General features: G+C 67.2%; 23 protein-coding genes. 21 read left to right on the top strand and 2 right to left on the bottom strand.

The window, feature by feature from the left end; all coding sequences use genetic code 11:
- The first annotated feature begins 22 nt into the window (after positions 1-22).
- Both phnC and H1R19_RS14015 read left to right on the top strand, forming a co-directional pair.
- Positions 23-856, top strand: a complete 834-nt coding sequence (phnC, locus tag H1R19_RS14010) for a phosphonate ABC transporter ATP-binding protein (protein ID WP_219849343.1) — start codon at positions 23-25, stop codon at positions 854-856.
- Positions 850-2,580 carry a PhnE/PtxC family ABC transporter permease gene (locus H1R19_RS14015; RefSeq protein ID WP_188327932.1) on the top strand — a complete coding sequence of 577 codons (1,731 nt, stop codon included), beginning with the start codon at positions 850-852 and terminating at the stop codon, positions 2,578-2,580. The genes phnC and H1R19_RS14015 overlap by 7 nt, the downstream gene beginning before the upstream one ends.
- Before the next feature lie 56 nt (positions 2,581-2,636).
- On the opposite strand, the gene phnF is transcribed toward H1R19_RS14015, so the two are convergent.
- Positions 2,637-3,365 (bottom strand): phosphonate metabolism transcriptional regulator PhnF, encoded by a 729-nt coding sequence (gene phnF, locus H1R19_RS14020; protein WP_223204594.1) that lies wholly within the window; start codon positions 3,363-3,365, stop codon positions 2,637-2,639.
- Positions 3,366-3,579: 214 nt separating this feature from the next.
- Between phnF and phnG the strand changes: the two genes are divergently transcribed.
- The 15 genes from phnG (at position 3,580) to H1R19_RS14095 (ending at position 15,119) form a co-directional block, all read left to right on the top strand.
- Complete coding sequence (phnG, locus tag H1R19_RS14025) at positions 3,580-4,071, top strand: phosphonate C-P lyase system protein PhnG (protein ID WP_219849344.1); 492 nt, start codon at positions 3,580-3,582, stop codon at positions 4,069-4,071.
- A complete protein-coding gene (gene phnH / locus H1R19_RS14030; protein ID WP_219849345.1) occupies positions 4,068-4,700 on the top strand; it encodes a phosphonate C-P lyase system protein PhnH in 633 nt (210 codons plus the stop codon). The genes phnG and phnH overlap by 4 nt, the downstream gene beginning before the upstream one ends.
- The gene (locus H1R19_RS14035; RefSeq protein WP_219849346.1) at positions 4,700-5,821 is read left to right on the top strand and encodes a carbon-phosphorus lyase complex subunit; all 1,122 of its coding nucleotides are present in this window, start codon (positions 4,700-4,702) and stop codon (positions 5,819-5,821) included. Before phnH ends, H1R19_RS14035 begins: the two co-directional genes overlap by 1 nt.
- Positions 5,818-6,678, top strand: coding sequence for an alpha-D-ribose 1-methylphosphonate 5-phosphate C-P-lyase PhnJ (locus tag H1R19_RS14040; RefSeq protein WP_188327927.1), 861 nt, complete (start codon positions 5,818-5,820; stop codon positions 6,676-6,678). Before H1R19_RS14035 ends, H1R19_RS14040 begins: the two co-directional genes overlap by 4 nt.
- Positions 6,675-7,451, top strand: coding sequence for a phosphonate C-P lyase system protein PhnK (gene phnK / locus H1R19_RS14045; RefSeq protein ID WP_188327926.1), 777 nt, complete (start codon positions 6,675-6,677; stop codon positions 7,449-7,451). Before H1R19_RS14040 ends, phnK begins: the two co-directional genes overlap by 4 nt.
- Before the next feature lie 2 nt (positions 7,452-7,453).
- The gene (phnL, locus tag H1R19_RS14050) at positions 7,454-8,194 is read left to right on the top strand and encodes a phosphonate C-P lyase system protein PhnL (protein ID WP_244970708.1); all 741 of its coding nucleotides are present in this window, start codon (positions 7,454-7,456) and stop codon (positions 8,192-8,194) included.
- Positions 8,191-9,039, top strand: coding sequence for a DUF1045 domain-containing protein (locus H1R19_RS14055; RefSeq protein ID WP_219849348.1), 849 nt, complete (start codon positions 8,191-8,193; stop codon positions 9,037-9,039). Before phnL ends, H1R19_RS14055 begins: the two co-directional genes overlap by 4 nt.
- Positions 9,036-10,214: an alpha-D-ribose 1-methylphosphonate 5-triphosphate diphosphatase gene (locus H1R19_RS14060; protein WP_219849349.1), complete on the top strand. Its 1,179-nt coding sequence runs from the start codon at positions 9,036-9,038 to the stop codon at positions 10,212-10,214. The genes H1R19_RS14055 and H1R19_RS14060 overlap by 4 nt, the downstream gene beginning before the upstream one ends.
- On the top strand, positions 10,211-10,849 hold the full coding sequence (gene phnN, locus H1R19_RS14065) for a phosphonate metabolism protein/1,5-bisphosphokinase (PRPP-forming) PhnN (RefSeq protein ID WP_219849350.1): 639 nt from the start codon (positions 10,211-10,213) through the stop codon (positions 10,847-10,849). Before H1R19_RS14060 ends, phnN begins: the two co-directional genes overlap by 4 nt.
- A gap of 134 nt (positions 10,850-10,983) precedes the next feature.
- On the top strand, positions 10,984-11,589 hold the full coding sequence (locus H1R19_RS14070; RefSeq protein ID WP_188327921.1) for a DUF8020 domain-containing protein: 606 nt from the start codon (positions 10,984-10,986) through the stop codon (positions 11,587-11,589).
- Positions 11,590-11,754: 165 nt separating this feature from the next.
- Positions 11,755-12,984 (top strand): alkane 1-monooxygenase, encoded by a 1,230-nt coding sequence (locus H1R19_RS14075; protein ID WP_188327920.1) that lies wholly within the window; start codon positions 11,755-11,757, stop codon positions 12,982-12,984.
- Complete coding sequence (locus H1R19_RS14080; RefSeq protein WP_188327919.1) at positions 12,981-13,148, top strand: rubredoxin; 168 nt, start codon at positions 12,981-12,983, stop codon at positions 13,146-13,148. The genes H1R19_RS14075 and H1R19_RS14080 overlap by 4 nt, the downstream gene beginning before the upstream one ends.
- A complete protein-coding gene (locus H1R19_RS14085; RefSeq protein ID WP_219849351.1) occupies positions 13,145-13,324 on the top strand; it encodes a rubredoxin in 180 nt (59 codons plus the stop codon). Before H1R19_RS14080 ends, H1R19_RS14085 begins: the two co-directional genes overlap by 4 nt.
- A complete protein-coding gene (locus H1R19_RS14090) occupies positions 13,321-14,523 on the top strand; it encodes an NAD(P)/FAD-dependent oxidoreductase (protein WP_244970709.1) in 1,203 nt (400 codons plus the stop codon). The genes H1R19_RS14085 and H1R19_RS14090 overlap by 4 nt, the downstream gene beginning before the upstream one ends.
- Entirely contained in the window at positions 14,520-15,119 is a 600-nt protein-coding gene (locus H1R19_RS14095; protein WP_219849352.1) for a TetR/AcrR family transcriptional regulator, read from the top strand. Before H1R19_RS14090 ends, H1R19_RS14095 begins: the two co-directional genes overlap by 4 nt.
- A 64-nt stretch (positions 15,120-15,183) precedes the next feature.
- Here H1R19_RS14095 and H1R19_RS14100 read toward each other — a convergent pair whose 3' ends face one another.
- Complete coding sequence (locus H1R19_RS14100) at positions 15,184-16,644, bottom strand: phospholipase D-like domain-containing protein (protein ID WP_219851678.1); 1,461 nt, start codon at positions 16,642-16,644, stop codon at positions 15,184-15,186.
- 325 nt (positions 16,645-16,969) lie between these two features.
- Between H1R19_RS14100 and H1R19_RS14105 the strand changes: the two genes are divergently transcribed.
- The 4 genes from H1R19_RS14105 to H1R19_RS14120 all read left to right on the top strand — a co-directional run bounded on the left by H1R19_RS14105 (position 16,970) and on the right by H1R19_RS14120 (position 20,043).
- Entirely contained in the window at positions 16,970-17,602 is a 633-nt protein-coding gene (locus tag H1R19_RS14105; protein WP_219851680.1) for a CHAP domain-containing protein, read from the top strand.
- Positions 17,602-18,273, top strand: coding sequence for a DUF2461 domain-containing protein (locus tag H1R19_RS14110; protein WP_219849353.1), 672 nt, complete (start codon positions 17,602-17,604; stop codon positions 18,271-18,273). The genes H1R19_RS14105 and H1R19_RS14110 overlap by 1 nt, the downstream gene beginning before the upstream one ends.
- 147 nt (positions 18,274-18,420) lie before the next feature.
- Positions 18,421-19,011, top strand: coding sequence for an FAD-binding oxidoreductase (locus H1R19_RS14115; RefSeq protein WP_244970710.1), 591 nt, complete (start codon positions 18,421-18,423; stop codon positions 19,009-19,011).
- Between the two features lie 36 nt (positions 19,012-19,047).
- The gene (locus H1R19_RS14120; protein ID WP_188327915.1) at positions 19,048-20,043 is read left to right on the top strand and encodes an antibiotic biosynthesis monooxygenase; all 996 of its coding nucleotides are present in this window, start codon (positions 19,048-19,050) and stop codon (positions 20,041-20,043) included.
- Positions 20,044-20,049: the final 6 nt, after the last annotated feature.

The raw sequence follows: 20,049 nt of genomic DNA on the forward strand, positions 1-20,049 counted from the left end.
TGCCCGACGGAGGCCCACTGCCATGATCAACACGACGATCTCACCCCTCACCATCCCGACCAAGGTCGCACCTCTCATCGAGGTGACCGGGGTCTGCAAGGACTTCGGCGCGAACCGCGCCCTGCACGACATCAACCTCACGGTCACACGTGGTGAGATCGTCGTGTTGCTCGGACTGTCCGGGTCCGGGAAGTCAACCCTGCTCCGGCACCTCGACGGTCTCGATTCCCCCACGGCGGGCAGCGTTTCGGTACTCGGTCGAACACTCGGCGGCAGCACCCCGAAGCAGTTGCGCGCGTTGCGAGGACGGATCGGGATGATCTTCCAGCAGTTCGAACTGGTGGGCCCGCTGACCGTCCTGGAGAACGTACTCACCGGCGCATTGGCCCAGCTCCGTGGTCCGCGCCTCGGGCTGTGGACCTACCCCAGACCTCTACGCGTCACCGCACTGGAACACCTCGATCGGGTCGGCCTGCTGCACAAGGCATATGAACGCGCCGACCAGCTGTCCGGCGGCCAGCAGCAGCGCGTGGCAATCGCCCGCGCCCTGATGCAGGATCCCGAGATACTGCTCGCCGACGAACCGGTCGCGAGTCTCGATCCCGAGTCCAGCGCACAGGTGATGGCACTCATCCGCGAGATCGCCGCAGACCGGGGACTGACCGTGGTCTGCAGCCTGCATCAGGTCGACCTCGCGCTCGAATGGGCCGACCGGGTGGTCGGACTGCGTGCCGGGGAGGTCGTACTGGACACCCCGACCGCCGAACTCTCCCGTGACCGGGCCATGGCGATCTACCGGCAGGTGGGTGCAGAAACCGGCGAGCACGATCTCCGCATCCGGAGCGGCACATGGTGATCTCCCTCGAGACCGCTCCATCCGAACCGGAGCAGTCCGTCCCGAGGTCATCACGCCGGACCGGACGCACCGCAGGCACGACCGTCATCCTCGGAATGCTTGCGTTCGGTGTCTATTCGCTGACCACACTTGACTTCTCGTTGGCCAACATCGTGTCCAGCATCGACAACGCCCAGAAGGTGTTCTCGCTGATGGACCCGATCAGCCTGCCTGCATGGAGTGAGCTCACCTATCTCATCGGTCTGACACTGGGCATCGTCATCCTCGGCACGGTGGTGGCCGCCGTCGTCTCGGTTCCGGTGGCCTGGGTGTCCGCATCGAACACCACCCCGTCCACCACGCTGCGCTGGTTGGGCAGGACGATCGGAGTGCTCACCAGAGCGGTGCCCGATGTGGTTCTCGCGCTGGCATTCTCGCTGGCCTTCGTGCTGGGCAGTCCGTTGCCCGGCGTGCTCGCCATCGGCATCCACTCGATCGGGATGATCTCAAAGCTGTTCGCCGACGCGATCGAACAGATCGACGACGGCCCCCGGCTGGCGATCCGTGCCGCCGGAGGCAGTCGCGCACAGGAGTTCTGGTCGGGAGTGTTCCCTCAGGTGCTGCCGTCGTGGATCGCCACGATCCTGCACCGGTTCGACATCAACCTGCGCGGATCTGCCATCCTCGGCTACGCGGGCGTCGGCGGTCTGGGGTACGCGATGAAGATCGCGTTCGAGCAGTTCCCACAAGGCTATGGACGAGGGCTCGGTATCGCGGCAGTCATCTTCGTGCTGTGCGTGGTGTGCGAGATCATCTCGTCCACGATCCGCCGCAACCTGCTCGGCGTCGAGCCCCGCGGACGCCGGCTCGGTGATCGCGCGGTTCGACTCGTCTCGCGGTGGCGTGGGCGTGGGCGCAGTGCGCGAACCGAGACTCCGCCGACCATCGCGGCCACCGTGGACTCCATGGCCCGACAGCCGTGGACAGCACGCCGCATCCGCAACACCGCCTGGACGATCGGTGCCCTCGCGCTGGTGATCGCCAGTTACTGGTTGGCCGACATCGACTTCGCCGACATCAACTGGGCCTACTTGTGGCCGTCCATCCAGAGCTTCTGGCCACCGAGCACCGGGTCGCACACCTTCGGCGAGTTCGCCGAAGCGCTGCTGGTGACCGTACAGGTCGCATTCGCCGCCGCGCTGCTGTCATTGGTCGTCTCGCTCGTGATCGGATCGTTCGCCGCCCGCAACATCGCCCCCAATCCGGTTGTGCGCGGCACATTCCGGGTACTGCTCGTGGTCTTTCGCGGTATCCCCGAACTCGTCCTCGCGATCTTCCTGATCATGATCACCGGGCTCGGCAACCAAGCTGGTGTGGTCGCACTCGCCGTCGGCGGAATCGGGCTGCTGGGCAAGCTGATCGCCGACTCCTGCGAAGAGGTGTCCCCCGGTCCCGAGCGCGCACTCACCGCGACCGGTGCCGCGCGCGGGCAGCGCTATCTGGCCGCCACATGGCCACGGGCGTTGCCGTCCCTGATCGGCAACACGCTGTATCTGGTGGACTCGAACATCCGATCCGCCACCATCCTCGGCATCGTCGGTGGCAGCGGCATCGGCTTCTACCTCATGAGCGCCTCGACGTTGTCGTCGATGCACGGGCAGGTGACCACCCTCGTCGTGATGATGGTCGTCACCGTACTCACCGTGGAGGGTGTGGCTGCCTGGCTACGCCGGGTGTTCCGCTGAACGGTCACATACCGACCCGACCGGGTTCCACCAGAGCGAATCCCGGGCGGTGCGCCTCACCGCCCGGGGTCGACGTCGAGTTCGACCCGATCCGCGGGGAAACGGGTGATACCCAGCTGCAGCGGCGTACCGTCGGGCAGGACATCGAATCCCTCGACGGCGAGAACCACCGCGCCCTCCAGCAATTCGAGTTCGGCCACCTCGCTCGTGGTCGCATGACGGGCGGCGATGGTGGTCGCGCCGCGGACGTAGTCCTCGACCCCTCCGTCACGCAGCGCCCGTGTCAGCGATCCCGCCGCGACAAAACGGTCGGCCAGTCCCGGCACACGGTCGGCGTCGAACCAGCTGGTACTCAACGAGATCGGACGTCCGTCAACCGTCCGCACGATCTTCATGCGCAGTGCGAGACGATCGTCGAGATCCAGACGTGTCGCGATTGCCGCCGGAGCCGGCACGATCTCGGACTCGAGCAGACGCGCGCTCGCCCCCTTCGCACGCTCACCGAGACTGTCGCTCAACCGGGTACGCAGTCCGATGCGGTGCACCAGTACCGTGTGTTCGGCTACATAAGTCCCACTGCCGCGCCTCGCGACGACGAGATCATCGGCCGCGAGAGCCGCGACCGCATGCCGCACAGTGTTGCGGTTGACCCCGAAACGACTGGCGAGTTGCGACTCCGACGGAAGGCGAGTACCCGGCGACAGGCCACCGTCGACGATCTCGCCGCGGAGTTCGTCGGCGATCAGACGCCACGTCGAGTAGCCGCTCTGAGATCTGTTGTGCATCACCATGATGCTGCCGAATGTACCGCCTCCACCGAGCCCGAGTTCGGTTCACGAGATGTTCACCGCCCGGCGGCCGAGCGGCCATGCCTCGTCACCGGATTGGTGGCCCGGGCCGGACTACCATCCCAGTTGTCTAATGATCTAGACAACTTGATCGACCATTCAGCCTCACCCTTTCACCCGACTTCTCACAGTTCAACACTCCGGAGGACCGATGACTGCGACGACAGAAGGCACCGCGGCGGGCCCCACCCTCACCCCGCGACAGAAGTGGATGCACACCCTCGCGTCCGCGCCCGCGGCGGCGGTGGACGCCGCATGGCAACGTTGGGAACCCAAACCCGCTGTGCAGCATATACGCGGCCCCCAATCCGGGCTGGTGATGCTGCGCGCCCGGATCGATTCTGCCGGCGACCGCTTCAATCTCGGTGAGGCCACCGTGACCCGCGCGACGGTGCGCCTCCACGACGGACCGCTGACCGCCGACGCCGTCGGCTCCGCCTACATCCTGGGTACGAATCGCGAACACGCCCTTGCCGCCGCATGTTTCGACGCCCTCCTCTGCGACGACGCGCAGCGTCCACGCGTCCTCGCCGAGGTCATCGACCCGATGAGGACGGCAGCGACGCGCCTCGACACAGCGCGTCGGGCCGAGGCCCGCAGCACGCTGGTGGACTTCTTCAACGTCTCCAGGGAGCACGAATGACCACCACCAGACCGACCACACCGTACGAGACCGCCGCGCCCGCACCCGGTTTCGACGATCCGACACGCGAGGCGCAGTCGGCGTTCCGAGCCGTCCTCGATGCCCTCTCCCATCCCGGCAGGAGGTTCCCCATCACCGGTGCTTCCGCGGCCCCGCAACCCCTGGGGCCCGAGCTTGGGGCACTCGCACTGACCCTCCTCGACGACGACTGCACGGCCTGGCTCGCACCCGAACTGTCCGCGACACCCGCGGTCGTCACCTGGCTGACGTTTCACACCGGTGTCCGGGTGATCGACAGCCCCGCCGAGGCCCAGTTCCTCCTGTCCACCGACGCGGAGTCCCTACCCCGGCTCGACAGCCTGGCAGTCGGGACCGACGAGGCGCCGCACCTGTCGGCGACCGTGCTCCTCGCACTCCCCGCCGGGGGATCCTCGACCCGTTTCGTCGGACGCGGACCCGGGATCGAGACCAGCCAGATCATCGAGGTGCCCAGTGCCCTCAGCGACTTCGCCACGCTCTGGAATCACAACACCACGCTTTTCCCGCGCGGCATCGACATCGTGTTCGCCGCCGGCGACACCGTGGCCGGGCTCCCCCGTACCACCCGACTCGACCCACAGGAGGTCTGATGTATGTAGCGGTGAAAGGCGGTGAACGCGCCATCACCAATGCCCACGCCCTGCTGGCCAAGGAAGGCCGCGGCGACACCGGCCTGCCCGCACTCGATCCAAGCCAGATCGCCGAACAGCTCGGCGTCCTGGTGTCTCGAGTGATGACCGAGGGCTCACTCTACGACCCCGAGCTCGCCGGCCGCGCGCTGGTCCAGGCCCAGGGCGACGTCCTCGAGGCGATCACCCTGATCCGGTCGTACCGAACCACCCTGCCGCGCTTCGGGTATTCCGAGCCGGTCGACACCGGGGCGTTGCCACCGCAGCGACGAGTGTCGGCGACGTACAAGGACCTGCCCGGCGGGCAGCAGCTCGGGGCCACCTTCGACTACACCCACCGACTGTTCACCGAACGCGACACAGCCGGTCCGGAGTCGGCCGGGGACACCGGGGACGCCCACATGCCACGGGTCACCGATCTGCTCGCGGGCGGCGACCTCATCGAGCCTGCCGAACCCGGTCCACTCGATCCCGAGCCCGTAGACATCACCCGAGATCCCACCACTTTCCCGATGTCCCGGGCCGGGCGGCTGCAGGCACTGGCGCGCGGCGACGAGGGATTCCTGCTGTCGCTCGGCTATTCGACGCAACGCGGATACGGACGGACGCATCCGTTCGCCGGTGAGATCCGCGTCGGCGAGGTCGAGGTCGAGTTCCTCGCTCCGGAACTGGGATTCGCGGTGCCGATGGGCCGTATCGAGGTCACCGAATGCCAGATGATCAACCAGTTCACCGGAAGTTCGGACACCCCAGCGCAATTCACCCGCGGCTACGGCCTGACATTCGGACGAGGCGAACGCAAGGCCATGTCGATGTCGCTGGTCGACCGGGCGCTGCGGACCGACGAGTTCGGCGAACGCATCGTCGCGCCCGCCCAGGACGAGGAGTTCGTCATCAGTCACTCCGACAATGTGGCTGCGACCGGCTTCGTCGAGCATCTCAAACTGCCCCACTATGTCGACTTCCAGGCCGAGCTCGCCCTCGTCCGTCAGCTGCACGAGGACTTCCGCCGACGCGTGGCCCGCGTCGTCGAGGATCCCACCGATGCACGCACACGTGAACTCACTACGGAGACGTCATGACCCTCGCCCCCATCGACTACAACGTCGGCTATCTCGACGAGCAGACCAAGCGGATGATCCGTCGCTCACTTCTGAAAGCCGTTGCGGTACCCGGATTCCAGGTGCCGTTCGCCTCGCGTGAGGTACCGATGCCACGCGGGTGGGGCACGGGCGGCGTCCAAGTCACCGCCGCGGTCCTCGGCGGTGAGGACGTGCTGAAGGTGATCGACCAGGGCGCCGACGACACCACCAACGCGGTATCGATCCGTGCATTCTTCGCCGAGGTCTCCGGGGTCGGCACCACCACCGTCACCGAGGAGGCGACCGTGATCCAGACACGGCACCGAATCCCCGAAACCCCCTTGGCCGCAGGACAGATCCTCATCTACCAGGTACCCATCCCGGAACCGCTGCGATTCCTCGAGCCCAGGGAGACCGAGACGAGCCGACTCCATGCCCTGGAGGACTACGGCCTGATGTACGTCAAGCTCTACGAGGACATCGCCTCACTGGGGCACATCGCCACCACCTATGACTATCCGGTTCTGGTCAACGGACGCTACCTGATGGCGCCCTCCCCGATTCCCAGCTTCGACAACCCGAAGATGCACATGAGCCCCGCCCTGCAGCTCTTCGGCGCGGGACGCGAGAAGCGGATCTATGCCGTCCCGCCGTTCACCTCGGTCGAGAGTCTCGGCTTCGAGGACCACCCGTTCGAACCGCAGCGCTTCGACCGGCCCTGCGCGATCTGCGGGTCCGTCGGGGTGTACCTCGACGAGGTGATCACCGACGACGCCGGAACCGCGATGTTCGTGTGCTCCGACACCGACCACTGCGAACGCAACGCCATCCGAACCGACGAGGAGGTCGGAGCATGAACGACGCACCCCTGTTGAGTGTCCGCGGGGCGGGACATCGGTACGGGCAGCGGTACGGGTGCCGCGACGTCGACTTCGACCTCTGGCCGGGCGAGGTACTCGCAGTGGTCGGCGAGTCGGGTTCGGGAAAATCGACGCTGCTCAACACGCTCTCGCAGCGGCTTCCCCTGTCTGAGGGAACGATTCACTACCGACTGGCCGACGGTGACATCGTCGACCTCGCCACGCTCGGCGAGAGTTCGGTTCGACATCTGTGGCGTACCGAATGGGGTTTCGTCCACCAGAACCCCGCCGACGGTCTGCGCATGCATGTCAGCGCAGGCGGCAACATCGGCGAACCGTTGATGGCCACCGGACATCGGCACTACGGGCGGATCCGCCAGACCGCGGCGCAGTGGCTCGAGCGGGTGGAGATCCCGATCGACCGCATCGACGATGCGCCGGTCGACTTCTCCGGGGGCATGCGCCAGCGCCTGCAGATCGCCCGGAATCTGGTCGTCGCGCCCCGCCTGGTCTTCATGGACGAACCGACCAGCGGTCTCGATGTCTCGGTTCAGGCCCGCCTGCTCGATCTGCTCCGGAGGCTCGTCGCCGACCTCGGATTGGCCGTCGTGATCGTCACCCACGACCTGGCGGTCGCCCGGCTGCTCTCACACCGGACGGTGGTCATGAAGGGTGGTCACGTCGTCGAATCCGGCCTCACCGACCGGGTTCTCGACGATCCGCGGGCCGCCTACACCCAACTCCTCGTCTCGTCGATCCTGCAAGGATGATCATGGTCCCCACCACTGCACGTCAGACACCCACACCGATTCTCGACGTCGCGGGCGTCGACAAGACCTTCGTCATGCATCTCCAGGGCGGGGTCGAACTGCCGGTTCTGACCGGGCTCGAGTTCCAGGTGTTCCCCGGCGAGTGCGTCGTCCTCGACGGCGCATCGGGGGCAGGCAAGAGTTCGATCCTGAAGATGGTCTACGGCAACTACGGAGTGGACCACGGCGCGATCGTGCTGAACGGCGAGGGACGGACGGTGGATCTCGCCGACACCGACCCCCGCGAGATCCTGTCCGCACGACGGGACCAGGTCGGATACGTCAGCCAGTTCCTGCGCTGCGTCCCTCGCGTGCCTGCCCTCCAGGTCGTCGCCGAGCCGCTCCTCGAGCGGGGCGTCGAGGCCTCGATCGCCGAGGAGCGGGCCGCCACCCTGCTGACGCGGCTGAGTATCCCCGAGCGACTGTGGGGGCTGCCGCCGGCGACCTTCTCCGGCGGGGAGCAGCAGCGGGTCAACATCGCTCGCGGGTTCCTGCCCGATCTGCCGTTGTTGCTGCTCGACGAGCCGACGGCCTCCCTCGACGCCCACAACCGCGACGTGGTGATCGAACTCGTTCGGGAGAAGTGCTCTCGCGGAACGGGAATGCTGGGCATCTTCCACGACGCGAACGTCCGGGAGGCCGTCGCCGACCGGGTGATCGATGTCGCCGCCTTCACCCCGCATCTCCTCGGAGCCGGCGTATGACGGTCTGGCGTGCGGCCGTGTACGCCGCGCCTGGTTTCGCCGCGCCCCCTTCCACACCCGACCCGCTCGCGACGCTGCTACGCGAACGGGCCGAGGAGTGGTTGGGTCGGGCGATCGACGGCCGAGCGGTACCGGCGCGGATGCCCGCGGGATGGACCCGCGACGAGGTCGACGCGATCACCGTGGCCGCCCGTTCGTACGGTTTCCACGGGACGCTCAAACCGCCATTCCGCCTGGCTCCCGGCCGGAGCCTGGACGAATTGGTCGCTGCGGTGGACGACCTCGCGGCACGAACCCCGACAGTGTCGATCCCGCGTCTGCGACTGGGCCGACTCGGCCCGTTCTTCGCACTGGTACCGGGTACCGATGACCATGCGCTGCGTGCAGTGGCCGACGCGGTCGTCACCGGCCTCGACTCGTTCCGCGCGCCGATGACAGACGAGGACCGAACCCGGCGAGATCCGGACTCCCTGACACCGCGCCAACGGGATCTGCTCGACAAATGGGGCTACCCCTACGTTCTCGACGAGTTCCGCTTCCACCTCACGCTCACCGACCGTATCCCCGACGATCGGCACCATGTCGTCGGCGACGTGTTGAGGTCATGGTTCGACGACGTCCTCGGCCAGGACGTGCCGCTCGACGTCCTCACGGTGCTGACCCAGGCAGCACCCGGTTCACCGTTCCGACTCCACACGTCTCATCCGATGTCCTTCGGCGTCCGCCGGTCGGAAGCAGATGACTCGGGCGGCGCCGACACCCCGACTCCGGGATCAGCGGAACCCATCCTCGCACTCCACTCCCGACTCCAGGGCGCGAGCACTCAGGAAGGAATCACACGATGAGCGGCGAGATGGTGCTCACCAACGCCCGAATCGTCCTCGACGATCAGATCCTGCACGGCAGCGTGCTGATCCGGGACGGCGTCATCGCGGACATCAGTCCGCAGAGCTCGACTTCCACCTCCGGCGTGGATGTCGACGGCGACTACCTGATGCCCGGCGTGGTCGAGGTGCACACCGATCACCTCGAGTTCCACTTCACGCCACGACCGGGTGTGTTCTGGGATCCGCTTCCCGCGGTCCTGGCCCATGACGCCCAGATGGCCGCGGCCGGCGCCACCACCGTCCTCGATGCAGTACGCATCGGCTCGGAATCGGAGTCGGCGGACACCACCGCGGCCGCCGCCCACCGCCTCGCCGATGCGGTGACCCAGGCCGTCGACGCAGGTCTACTCCGCGCCGATCATGCGATCCACCTCCGCTGCGAGGTGTCGGCCGCCGACTGCGTCGATGCCTTCCAGGAGTTCGCGGACGACCCACACGTACGACTCGCCTCGCTGATGGACCATGCGCCCGGCCAGCGTCAGTTCGCCGACATCGAGCAGTTCAAGAAGTACTACGGTGGCAAGCGGCTGATCTCGCCGGAGGACATGGACAGCTACATCGCCGAGCGCGTCGAACAGTCCGAGCGCCATGCCGACCTGAACCGGAAGACGATCGCAACCCTTGCGACGGAACGTGGCATCACGCTCGCCGCACACGACGACGCGACACCCGCACATGTCGAGGAGTCGATCGGGCTGGGGGTACACATCGCCGAGTTCCCGACCACGATCGCCGCCGCAGAGAGCGCGACCCATCACGGCCTCCAGGTCGTGATGGGCGCGCCGAACATCGCGCGCGGGGGCAGCCAGTCCGGCAACGTGGCGGCCACCGATCTGCTCGAACGCGGGTTTCTGCACATATTGTCGTCCGACTACGTTCCGGCGAGCCCGCTGCAGGCGGTGTTCCAGCTCGCCGCCGACGGAGCACTCGATCTCGTCGAAGGCGCGAAACTGATCAGCGGCAACCCCGCGCGGGCCATCGGGTTCGACGACCGCGGCGAGATCGCGGTGCACAAGCGCGCGGATCTGGTCCGGGTGCGCTCGCACACGATGCCCCCGACACCACGTCATCCGCGCGGCCTGGACGTCCCGGTGGTCCGTGGGGTCTACCGCGCGGGCACTCGCGTCACATGAGCGCACCGCTCGGGCCCGGCACGTTCGTCGCGGTAGTGGGCGCCAGCGGAGTCGGCAAGGACTCGTTGATCGCGTATGCGCACCGGCATTCCGAAGCGTTCTTCCCGCGCCGGGTGATCACCCGGGGCCCGGGGGCCGACGAGGATCACCGGCCCGTCAGCCCGGCCGAGTTCGACTCGGCTTGCGCTCGTGGTGACTTCGCCGTGCACTGGGCCGCGCACGGTTTGCGGTACGGCATCCCGGTCGAGGTCGACGACGCGGTGACGAGTGGGCGAACCGTGGTCGCGAACGTCTCGCGGTCAGTACTCGACGAGCTGGCGAATCGATACGCCCGGCTGGTGGTCGTACGGGTCACCGTTTCCGACGCGGTGCAGCGAGACCGGCTGCGGGCGCGAGGGCGAGAGTCACACGACGCGGTGGCCACCCGGCTCGCGCGTCCTGATCCGGCACCACATCGGTCGGCCGACATCGTGATCTGCAACGACGGTTCGGTCGCCGAGGGCGGTGAGCAGCTCGTGCGGATCCTGCGAGCCGGCGGCCGTCGAGACCGCGACACCGTCGCCGGCCACGAAACCGGCGATGTACCCCGACTGATCGATCCGGATCGTGTTCTGCCCACCTCGCCCGGACCGTGATGCGACAATCACAGCGCTGAACCAGACATACCAGGCCGACCAGACCTACCAGGCACCCCTGAGCGTTGCAGCTGCGGGGGTGTCTGCATACCTGGGCACGCCGACATCCCCTCACACGAAGTGGAGATCGACCGATGAATCGTTTTCGGATAGCGGTACTCACCATTGCAGGCCTTGCCATCTCGATGCTCACCATCTCTTTCGGCACCGCACACGGCGCGCCCGCACCCGCGGCGCCATCCCATCAGTCATCCGCGTCCGCCGACGGCACCTCGATCACCTCCCAGCTGCGCAACGCGACATTCGTCGCGGGCGAGCGCGAACTGCGGGTCGTCGACAACGACGGGCGCACCATCGACCGGGTCGCGCTGACCCTGCCGCTCAACGGCATCCACGTTCCGATGCGCGCCGCGGTGAGCGCCGACCGGACCCGGGCGACCTTCACCCCGATCCTGAGCCCGGAGGCACGTGCAGCGATCGCAGCGGGCGTCCGTCCGGCGTCGGCCAAGAAGGATCGCGCCTACCAGAAGATGATCTGGCACATCACCAACGGCTGGAACCGGGGCGGCAACGTCACCACCGCGATCGGCGCACTCGCCGGTCTGATCATCGGCTGCATCGTCATCGTCGGTTGCATCTGGGGTGCCGGCGTGGGCGCGGCGATCGGCGCGGTCATCGGCATCAACAACGGTGACCCTCGTGCCGCGCAGTCGATCCTGGACTGGATCAACACCCCCTAGACCCACCCCGAAGATCCCTCGCGCCCTCCCCCGACAGGTGAGCGCGAGGGATCTTCTTTGCGAAAGGCTACTTTACAAATCCTGCCTATTGTCTAGACAACGGACATTGTCTCGGTTAATGTCTAGTGCTGTTAGTCACAGCCACTCCAGTTGAGAGGAGCGTGCATGAGTACCGCACCGCTCGAACCCGCCCCCGGAACCCCGCCCGTCGAATGGCGAGACAAGAAACGTCACCTCTGGCTACTCGGCCTCATCCCGCCGACGTCGATCTTCATCGCCCTCGGGATGGTCGCGGCGTTCAACGCGATCGGACTCGACGCGGTGTCGCCGGCCTGGTGGTGGATCGGCCCGATGCTGGTCTACGTCCTGCTCCCCATCCTCGATGTCTTCTTCGGGCCGGATGGTTCCAACCCGCCCGAGGAGCTGATGGAGCAGCTGGAGAACGACAAGTACTACCGCTACTGCACCTACATCTACATTCCGTTCCAGATCGCCAGTCTGGTCATGGCCTGCTACCTGTGGACCGCCGACAATCTCAGCTGGCTGGGCATCGAGGGCGGGCTCGGCCTCGCATCGAAGATCGGCCTGGCCTTGTCGATCGGCGTGATGGGCGGTATCGGCATCAACACCGCGCACGAACTCGGCCACAAGAAGGACGATCTCGAGCGCTGGCTGTCCAAGATCACGCTGGCCCAGACCTTTTACGGCCACTTCTACATCGAGCACAATCGCGGACACCACGTGCGCGTCGCGACACCGGAGGACCCGGCGTCGTCCCGCTTCGGAGAATCGTTCTGGCGCTTCCTCCCCCGCAGCGTGTGGGGCAGCCTGACCTCCTCGATCGAGTTGGAGCGCAAGCGACTCGACCGCGCGGGCAAGTCGTTCTGGCACCCGAGCAACGACATCCTCAATGCGTGGGCGATGTCGATCGCGCTGTGGGGCACACTCGCCGCCGTCTTCGGCTGGCAGGTCCTGCCGTTCCTCGTGGTGCAGGCCGTCTACGGATTCTCGCTGCTCGAGACCGTCAACTACCTCGAGCACTACGGCCTGCTGCGACAGAAGACCAAGACCGGACGATACGAACGGTGCACCCCGGAGCACAGCTGGAACTCCGACCACATCTGCACCAACATCTTCCTGTATCACCTTCAGCGCCACAGTGATCACCACGCGAACCCGACGCGTCGCTATCAGACGCTGCGCAGCTTCGACGACGCGCCGAACCTCCCCAGCGGATACGCCAGCATGATCACCCTCGCCTACTTCCCGCCGATCTGGCGCGCCGTGATGGACAAGCGGGTCCTCGACCACTACGACGGTGACGTCGAGCGCATCAACATCGCGCCGCACCGCCGCCGGCGCGTGCTGGCCGAGCACGGGGTGTCGGGTCGATGAGCGCATACCGCTGTCCGGTCTGCGATTTCGTCTACGACGAAGCGGTCGGCGCACCCCGCGAAGGATTCCCACCCGGCACCGCCTGGGCCGACGTCCCCGACGACTGGCCGTGTCCCGACTGCGGCGTCCGGGAGAAGCTCGATTTCGAGGGGAAAGCGCCATGAACTTCAAGCTCTTCCGCTGTGAGGTGTGCGGATTCGAGTACGACGAGGAACTCGGCTGGCCCGAGGACGGCATCGAGCCCGGCACACGCTGGTCCGACATCCCGGATAACTGGAGCTGTCCGGACTGCGGTGCAGCCAAAGCCGATTTCGAGATGATCGAGGTGGCCCGTCCGTGAGCGACGAGCACGGGACCGGACGCTCGGTGGTGATCGTCGGCACCGGAGTGGCCGGAACCACCGCCGCAGAAACTCTGCGGGCCAACGGCTTCGGCGGGACGATCACGATGTTCGGGGTCGAGCCCCATCTGCCGTACCGTCGGACGGCACTCAGCAAGGGCATCGTCAACGGAGATCTGTCCGATGCCAAGATCACGCTTCGCCCCCGCGGGTACTGGGCCGAGCGCGGGATCGAGATCGTGCCGTCGACGCGGGTCGCCGGCGTCGACCCGGCGGCACGACGGGTTCAGCTGGCCGACGGCTCCGCCGTCGGCTACGACGCACTCGTCCTGGCCACCGGCGGCACCGCGCGACAGCTCCCCGGAACGTCGGGTCTGCTGTCGCTGCGCACACGCGACGACGTCGAACGGATCCGGCGCGACGCCGGCGGCCCGGTGGTCATCATCGGTGGCGGTCTCATCGGACTCGAGATCGCCGCGTCGATCGCGTCGGCCGGGTCCGCCGCCGAGGTGACGGTCCTCGAGGCCGCACCGTCGATCCTGTCGCGGGTGGTGCCGGAGACCGTCGCCGAGGCCGTTGCAGCGCTTCACGGTGAACGGGGTGTGCGAATCCTCACCGACGTGTCGATCACCTCGGCGGGTGCCGATGGTGTCACACTCGCGGACGGGACGCGGGTGAGCGGCACGGTGATCAGCGCGGTCGGCATGGACCCGGACGTCGAAGTGGCCGTCGCGGCAGGGCTTTCGGTCAGTTCGGCCGGCATCGTCGTCGACGACGACCTGCGGACGTCCGCGTCCGGCGTGTACGCGGCCGGTGATGTCGCGGCGCGCCCGCATCCCCTGACCGGTGCCCCGATGCGCGCCGAGCAGTGGCTCACCGCCACCGAGCACGGCAGACTGGTGGCCATGACCATCGCCGCCGATCTCGGACTCGACCCGGGCGCCGCCACCCCCATCCCTCGTGTGCCGCTCGCCTGGACGATGCAGTACACGAGCAACATCCAGATGGTCGGGTGGCCCACCTCCGGCGATCGCCTCGAGGTGGACCTCAGTCCCGGGACCGACGGACTGGCCACAACCGTGCGGTGCTTCGACGGCGACCGTCTCGTCGGCGCCGTGTGTACGGGACGCGGGGGTGCCGCACGCCAGATCCGCAGCGAGATCGAAAGCGCCCTCGAACCGTCCGGCGTCGGGGGATGACCTCTCGCAACTACGCCACAGACAGCAAGGCACTGCTTCGCAATTCCCTGCTCGACGGCCTGCACGACCTCCTGACAGAACGGGACTGGTCGGCGGTGCGTATGTCGGATGTGGCCGCCGCGACCGGCGTCAGCCGCCAGACCGTCTACAACGAGTTCGGCAACCGGTACGGACTCGCCCAGAGCTACGCGGTCCGGCTGGCGGCGCGCTTCGCCGGCCATGTCGCCGACTCGATCGCCGACCATGCGGGTGATGTGACCGGCGCACTGCACACCGGTTTCACCGAGTTCTTCACCGGCGTCGCAACCGATCCGATGATCGCCTCACTGTTGTCCGGCGAGGCCAAACCAGACCTGATGAAACTGATCACCACCGATGCGGCACCGATCATCACCACTGCCGCCGATCGGCTGGCGGAGGCCTTTCGCGACTCCGCGTGGTTGTCGATGCCGGAAGCGGACAACCAGCGCATCGCCCGCGCGATCACCCGAATGGCATTGAGCTACATCGCCATGCCACCCGAGGGCGACCGCGATGTCGCCGCCGATCTCGCCGAGATCATCGCACCGGCGATCGAGGCCGCCCGCATCCGGTGAGTGATCGCCGGGGGTGAACGTCAGCGGCGGCCCCCTCGGCTGTGCCCCCCTCAGCTGTGATACCTCAGTGTGGCAGCAGTTTCCGTGCACCCCGCCGGATCACGGATCGATAGAGGCGTTCCAGCGCGGTCGACCGCGCATCCTCTGGGTCGACGAGCTCGTTCTCGGCGAGGATCGACTCCTCGTCGCCGATCACCTCGTGGTCGAACTCCTCCAGCGTCCTACCCGAACCGGCGAGAGACTCGACCGCGCCGACCAGCGAACCCTTCTCCGCCACGGTCGCGTCGAAGTCCTCGGCACTGACGTCGAGATGTTCCGACAGCAACCGCGTGCGTATCGAGATGATGGACTCACGCAGGAGCGCATCGTCGGCGCCCTGCGGATCCGCCTCGATCGCCACGTCGCATTCGCTGTCGAAACCCAGCGACCGGTTGTTCAGGTTCGACGACCCGATCCGCAGCAGGACATCGTCGACGATCAGCACTTTGGCGTGCACATAGATGGGTTCACCGTCGGCGGTGACCGGGTAATACGCGCGGAAGCGGTTGTGGACGTCGGCCCGCCACAGCAACTTCAGCAGCTTGTGTCGCGCACCGTCCATGGCGAGACGTTCCACCCGACTGTCCGCGTGACGTGGGAGCACCAGGACGATCTCGGGACCGTCAGGTTCGCCCAACCGCTCGGCGAGCGCCTCGGCGATCTCCCGCGCCGCCAGATACTGGCTCTCGATGTAGATGGTCCGCCGCGCCGCGGCGAGGGCCGCTCGGTAGAGCCTCCGGATCTCGTCGACCTCGGGTTGATCTCCGTAGTGCGGGATGGTGCGCGCCACGGCGACGTCGCAGCCGCTGAAGGTCACGTCCAGATGCTCCGGCCAGATGTCGGGGCCGTCGGTCTCGACGAGGGGTGCGAGCGCGTTGCCGGTCGCGGCCTCCCACCGGTCGTGCGCGACCGAGGCGACCACCCGGGCGGCGTCACCGTCCAGCGCGACCGTGACATCGTGCCAGGGCCCGTGCGGCTCACCATCCGGGCCACGACGGAACTCGTTGTGCGACAGGTGCTCCGAGGTGTCCCACCGATCGACCGTCATGTCGATGCCGCCGCAGAACGCGAACTGGTCGTCGATCACCGCGATTTTCTGGTGATGAGCGGCTGACACGGGGTGTGCGGCATCGGTCCGGTAATGCAGACGTCGCCCCGTGAGAAGGTCCTGGACGAACGGCGGCGCCACCCCGCGCAGCATGCCGGTGAACGCTCCCGTGCTCCACCGCAGGACATAGATCTCCAGACCCGGCCGGTTGTCGATGAGCCACCGCAGGAAGTCGCCGAGTCTGTCGGGGACCCCGTCATGAGGACTCCGCGGGTCCAGGCTGATGCGCGTGTCCACATCCCAGCCGATCAGCACGACACGGCGGCGTGCCTGCAGAAGCGCGGACTTGGCATACAGGAAGTAGTCGGCCGCATCGACGATGCAGGCCACCCGATCGGCGGTCGCGATCGCGCGGCAGGTGTCACCCGCCCGGAGAATCGGCTGCCGGCCGGCGGAGTCTGACCACTCGGAGTCTGACCACTCGGAGTCTGACCACTCGGAGTCTGACCACTCGGCGTCGGACCACTCGGAGTCGGACCAGGCGGCGTCGGACCAGGCGTCACCCGACCCGGTCTCATCCACGCTCGCCTCATCCACGCTGGTCTCCTTCACCGAACCTGTCCTCCCCCCGCCATCAGCGTGTGATTCTGCCAAGGCCCCCGCGTCACACATGAGTGCACCCGCGTGTGACCGGAGTCCGGGTGTGTGCGACAGAGCGGTGCCTAGACTCGTCGAGGTGAGAGCTGACGCACCGCCCGAGGAGATGGACGCCGAACAGACGAATACCGTCCCCGCCAAGACGCCTGGTCGGCGGCGACGCCGACGGACAGTGGTCCTGGTGGCGGGGGCGATGCTCGCGGTCGTGCTGGCGGGAGGCGGCCTCCTCGCCTGGCACACCGTGCCGGAGCGCTGGCTGCCCTGGGACACCGCCGAGTTCCCGCAGGTCGACGCCTCGCAACTGACACCGGCCCAGCTGCGCATCGTGGAATCGGTGCGCGCCGAGCATTCCGCGCAACGACCGGGCACGTTCTATTCGGAGGGTGTCGACGAGGCGTGGTGTGCGAACTTCGTCAGCTGGGTCATGCGCGCGGCGGGGCAGCCCCTGTCCAATCCCCATTCGGGCCACTGGCGGATTCCCGGCGTGTACACGCTGCAGGAGTTCTATGAGGCCCAGGGCCGGTTCGAGCCGGTCGGGAACCGTTCGCCCCGCGTCGGCGACGTCGTACTGTACGACCGGTCCTCCGGGTTCGGACAGCACACCAACATCGTGGTCGCGGTCGACGGTGCGAGTGCCACGACGGTCGGCGGCAACGAGATGGGCAAGATCCGGGTACACACGCTGGACTGGTCCTCCGACGACGGCGTCCTCGGATTCGGACGGAGCGTCACCGACTGATGGTCGGCAATGCAACGGGCACGCCGGGAGACGGCGCCACGAGCTTCACCGGATTCACCGAGGCCGCACTCGATTTCTACGACGACCTCGAGATCGACAACTCGAAAGCGTTCTGGGAGGACCACAAAGAGGTCTACCGAACCGCGGTTGCCGAACCGATGGCCGCGCTCACCGAGGCCCTGTCCGAAGAGTTCGGTCCTGCCAAGATCTTTCGCCCCTATCGTGACGTCCGATTCTCGAAAGACAAGACGCCGTACAAGACACACCAGGGGGCATTCGTCGCGGTGGCCCCGGCGACCGGCTATTACGTCCAGATCGGCGCACCCGGAGTACGGGTCGGCGCGGGATTCTACGAGGCGTCCCCGGCACGTCTCGCCGAGTTCCGCAAGGCCGTCGACCGTGACAGAAGCGGATCGGAGCTCGAACGCCTCCTCGGCAAGCTCACCAGATCGGGCTGGGAGATCGCCGGTGATCGGCTCAAGACCGCGCCCCGCGGGTACTCCGTCGAACATCCGCGCATCGAGTTGCTCCGCCACAAGTCGCTGTCGGTGGGCCGCGACTACGGGTTCGACGCGGTCATCCACTCCGCGGAACTCGTGGACCGCGTCCGCCGCGACTGGCGGGCGACGGTCCCCCTCGTCGAGTGGATCGCGCGCCGCACCGGTACCTGACTCGCGAGGACGGCGTAGCACTCTCGCCCGGTGGTTCGCGCGAACCAATTCGAGACGAGTTCTCGGGTTTCCCAGGCACTTGCGGTCAGGGCGGGGTGATACTTGTCGCCGACCACGTCGAACCTCGAGCACCCGGGCGGAGCACCGATGACGACCCTGCACGACGCCGTCGCCGCCGAGCTCGAGGTCGCACTGCCGGGCCGGCTGCACCGGTCCGGCTCATCCGGTTACCGGGATACGCTGTCCCGCATCTTTTTTCCCGATGCCGCACGCCGGAGCCCGCCCTGCGTGGTGCATCCCCGCGACGGCCGAGTCGAGGTGCAGGGCGGCGCCACCGTCGGTGCGGTGCTCGGCGCGCTCGCCGACCCCGATCTTCCCGACTCCGCTCTTTCCGACTCCGGCCGCGTCATCGCGGTGGGCATCGTCGGTCTGGCGGGATTCGGTCTGGCGACGCGCGGCGGCGTCGGATACCTCACCAGGAGCGTCGGACTCACCCTCGACCATCTGGTGGAGATCGAGTTGGTGCTGCCCGACGGCGAGGTGGTCCGGCTCGACGAGGACAGCACCGGCACCGGGGCAGAGCTGTGGTGGGCGGTGCGCGGGTGCGCCCCGAGCTTCGGCGTGGTCACCTCGGCGGTATTGCGCACCGTCGCGCATGGTCCCGTGCTCGTCGACCGGCTCCGTTTACTACGGGACCACATCGACCCCGGCCGGGTGCTGGCCGTTCACCCGTTCTAGTCACTCGTCCCGCCAGAGACCACGCCGGAGGACCCCATGACCCACGAGATCTCCCGCTCCGAGACCGGCAGGAAGACCGGAACCCCGGAGGGCGCCGCGACACTCATCATCGGACAACGCATCCACGCGGGCCTGGATGACCGATATCGCCTGTGGCACGGGAAGATCGAGACGGCCGCCGCCCGCTTCCCAGGGTTCGTCGGGTCGAAGCTGCGGGCCCCCGATCCCGGCCAACCGGACTGGACCGCCATCTACGGGTTCGACTCGGTGGGCCATCTGCAGGACTGGCTCAACAGCACCATCCGCCTCGACCTCGTCGACGAGGGCAAGCCGCTCTTCGACGGGCCGGCCACCGCCCAGGTCCTCGCGGAAGGAGCCAAAGAGCCGGAGACGCTGGTCACTGTGGTGATCACCCACCGCGTCGCCGACTCGAAGATCGACGACTTCCTGGCCTGGCAGAAACGGGTCGACGACGCCGAACACCGGTTCCCCGGATTCCGGGGCACCGAGCTCTTCCGGCCGATCGAGGGTGTGCAGGAGGAATGGACGATCTCCTACCGCTTCGACACCGCCGAGCACCTCGATGCCTGGCTGACATCGTCCGAGCGCGCCGAGCTGCTGGCGCAGGCGGCGGAGTTCGGCGACTTCACCTTGCGCAGGATCGACCATTCCTTCGGAAACTGGTTCTCCCACGGCGATTCCGATGCCCCACCGCCGTCGAACTTCAAGACCTCGGTGGCGGTCTGGGTCGGCCTCTACCCCACCGTCGTCTTCCTGACCCTGATGACAGCACCGCTGGGAATGCCGCTGTGGCTCGGGATGCTGATCGGAAACCTGTTGTCCAGCTTCGCGATGAGTTACATCTCCATGCCGTACTACGTGAACAAGGTTCTCGGCTGGTGGCTGAAACCGAGAACAGCCGCGCCGCAACCGCGGACCGACCTGAAGGGCGGATTGCTCATCCTCGCGCTGAACGCGACCTGGGTGGCGATCTTCTACCTGGTCACCGTCCAGTTCTGGACTCTCCCGTGAGACCGA

The sequence above is a fragment of the Gordonia jinghuaiqii genome (assembly GCF_014041935.1).
In the GTDB taxonomy this organism is placed as follows: Bacteria; Actinomycetota; Actinomycetes; order Mycobacteriales; family Mycobacteriaceae; genus Gordonia; species Gordonia jinghuaiqii.

Excerpts from the sequence above, each read along its gene's own strand:
- H1R19_RS14015 (WP_188327932.1), top strand. The coding sequence starts at position 850 with ATGGTGATCTCCCTCGAGACCGCTCCATCCGAACCGGAGCAGTCCGTC.
- phnC (WP_219849343.1), top strand. The coding sequence starts at position 23 with ATGATCAACACGACGATCTCACCCCTCACCATCCCGACCAAGGTCGCA.
- phnN (WP_219849350.1), top strand. The coding sequence starts at position 10,211 with ATGAGCGCACCGCTCGGGCCCGGCACGTTCGTCGCGGTAGTGGGCGCC.
- phnH (WP_219849345.1), top strand. The coding sequence starts at position 4,068 with ATGACCACCACCAGACCGACCACACCGTACGAGACCGCCGCGCCCGCA.
- phnF (WP_223204594.1), bottom strand. The coding sequence starts at position 3,365 with ATGCACAACAGATCTCAGAGCGGCTACTCGACGTGGCGTCTGATCGCC.
- H1R19_RS14110 (WP_219849353.1), top strand. The coding sequence starts at position 17,602 with ATGGTCGGCAATGCAACGGGCACGCCGGGAGACGGCGCCACGAGCTTC.
- H1R19_RS14060 (WP_219849349.1), top strand. The coding sequence starts at position 9,036 with ATGAGCGGCGAGATGGTGCTCACCAACGCCCGAATCGTCCTCGACGAT.
- H1R19_RS14080 (WP_188327919.1), top strand. The coding sequence starts at position 12,981 with ATGAGCGCATACCGCTGTCCGGTCTGCGATTTCGTCTACGACGAAGCG.
- H1R19_RS14095 (WP_219849352.1), top strand. The coding sequence starts at position 14,520 with ATGACCTCTCGCAACTACGCCACAGACAGCAAGGCACTGCTTCGCAAT.
- phnL (WP_244970708.1), top strand. The coding sequence starts at position 7,454 with ATGGTCCCCACCACTGCACGTCAGACACCCACACCGATTCTCGACGTC.
- H1R19_RS14070 (WP_188327921.1), top strand. The coding sequence starts at position 10,984 with ATGAATCGTTTTCGGATAGCGGTACTCACCATTGCAGGCCTTGCCATC.
- H1R19_RS14035 (WP_219849346.1), top strand. The coding sequence starts at position 4,700 with ATGTATGTAGCGGTGAAAGGCGGTGAACGCGCCATCACCAATGCCCAC.
- phnG (WP_219849344.1), top strand. The coding sequence starts at position 3,580 with ATGACTGCGACGACAGAAGGCACCGCGGCGGGCCCCACCCTCACCCCG.
- H1R19_RS14120 (WP_188327915.1), top strand. The coding sequence starts at position 19,048 with ATGACCCACGAGATCTCCCGCTCCGAGACCGGCAGGAAGACCGGAACC.
- phnK (WP_188327926.1), top strand. The coding sequence starts at position 6,675 with ATGAACGACGCACCCCTGTTGAGTGTCCGCGGGGCGGGACATCGGTAC.
- H1R19_RS14040 (WP_188327927.1), top strand. The coding sequence starts at position 5,818 with ATGACCCTCGCCCCCATCGACTACAACGTCGGCTATCTCGACGAGCAG.
- H1R19_RS14115 (WP_244970710.1), top strand. The coding sequence starts at position 18,421 with ATGACGACCCTGCACGACGCCGTCGCCGCCGAGCTCGAGGTCGCACTG.
- H1R19_RS14075 (WP_188327920.1), top strand. The coding sequence starts at position 11,755 with ATGAGTACCGCACCGCTCGAACCCGCCCCCGGAACCCCGCCCGTCGAA.
- H1R19_RS14105 (WP_219851680.1), top strand. The coding sequence starts at position 16,970 with ATGGACGCCGAACAGACGAATACCGTCCCCGCCAAGACGCCTGGTCGG.
- H1R19_RS14085 (WP_219849351.1), top strand. The coding sequence starts at position 13,145 with ATGAACTTCAAGCTCTTCCGCTGTGAGGTGTGCGGATTCGAGTACGAC.
- H1R19_RS14055 (WP_219849348.1), top strand. The coding sequence starts at position 8,191 with ATGACGGTCTGGCGTGCGGCCGTGTACGCCGCGCCTGGTTTCGCCGCG.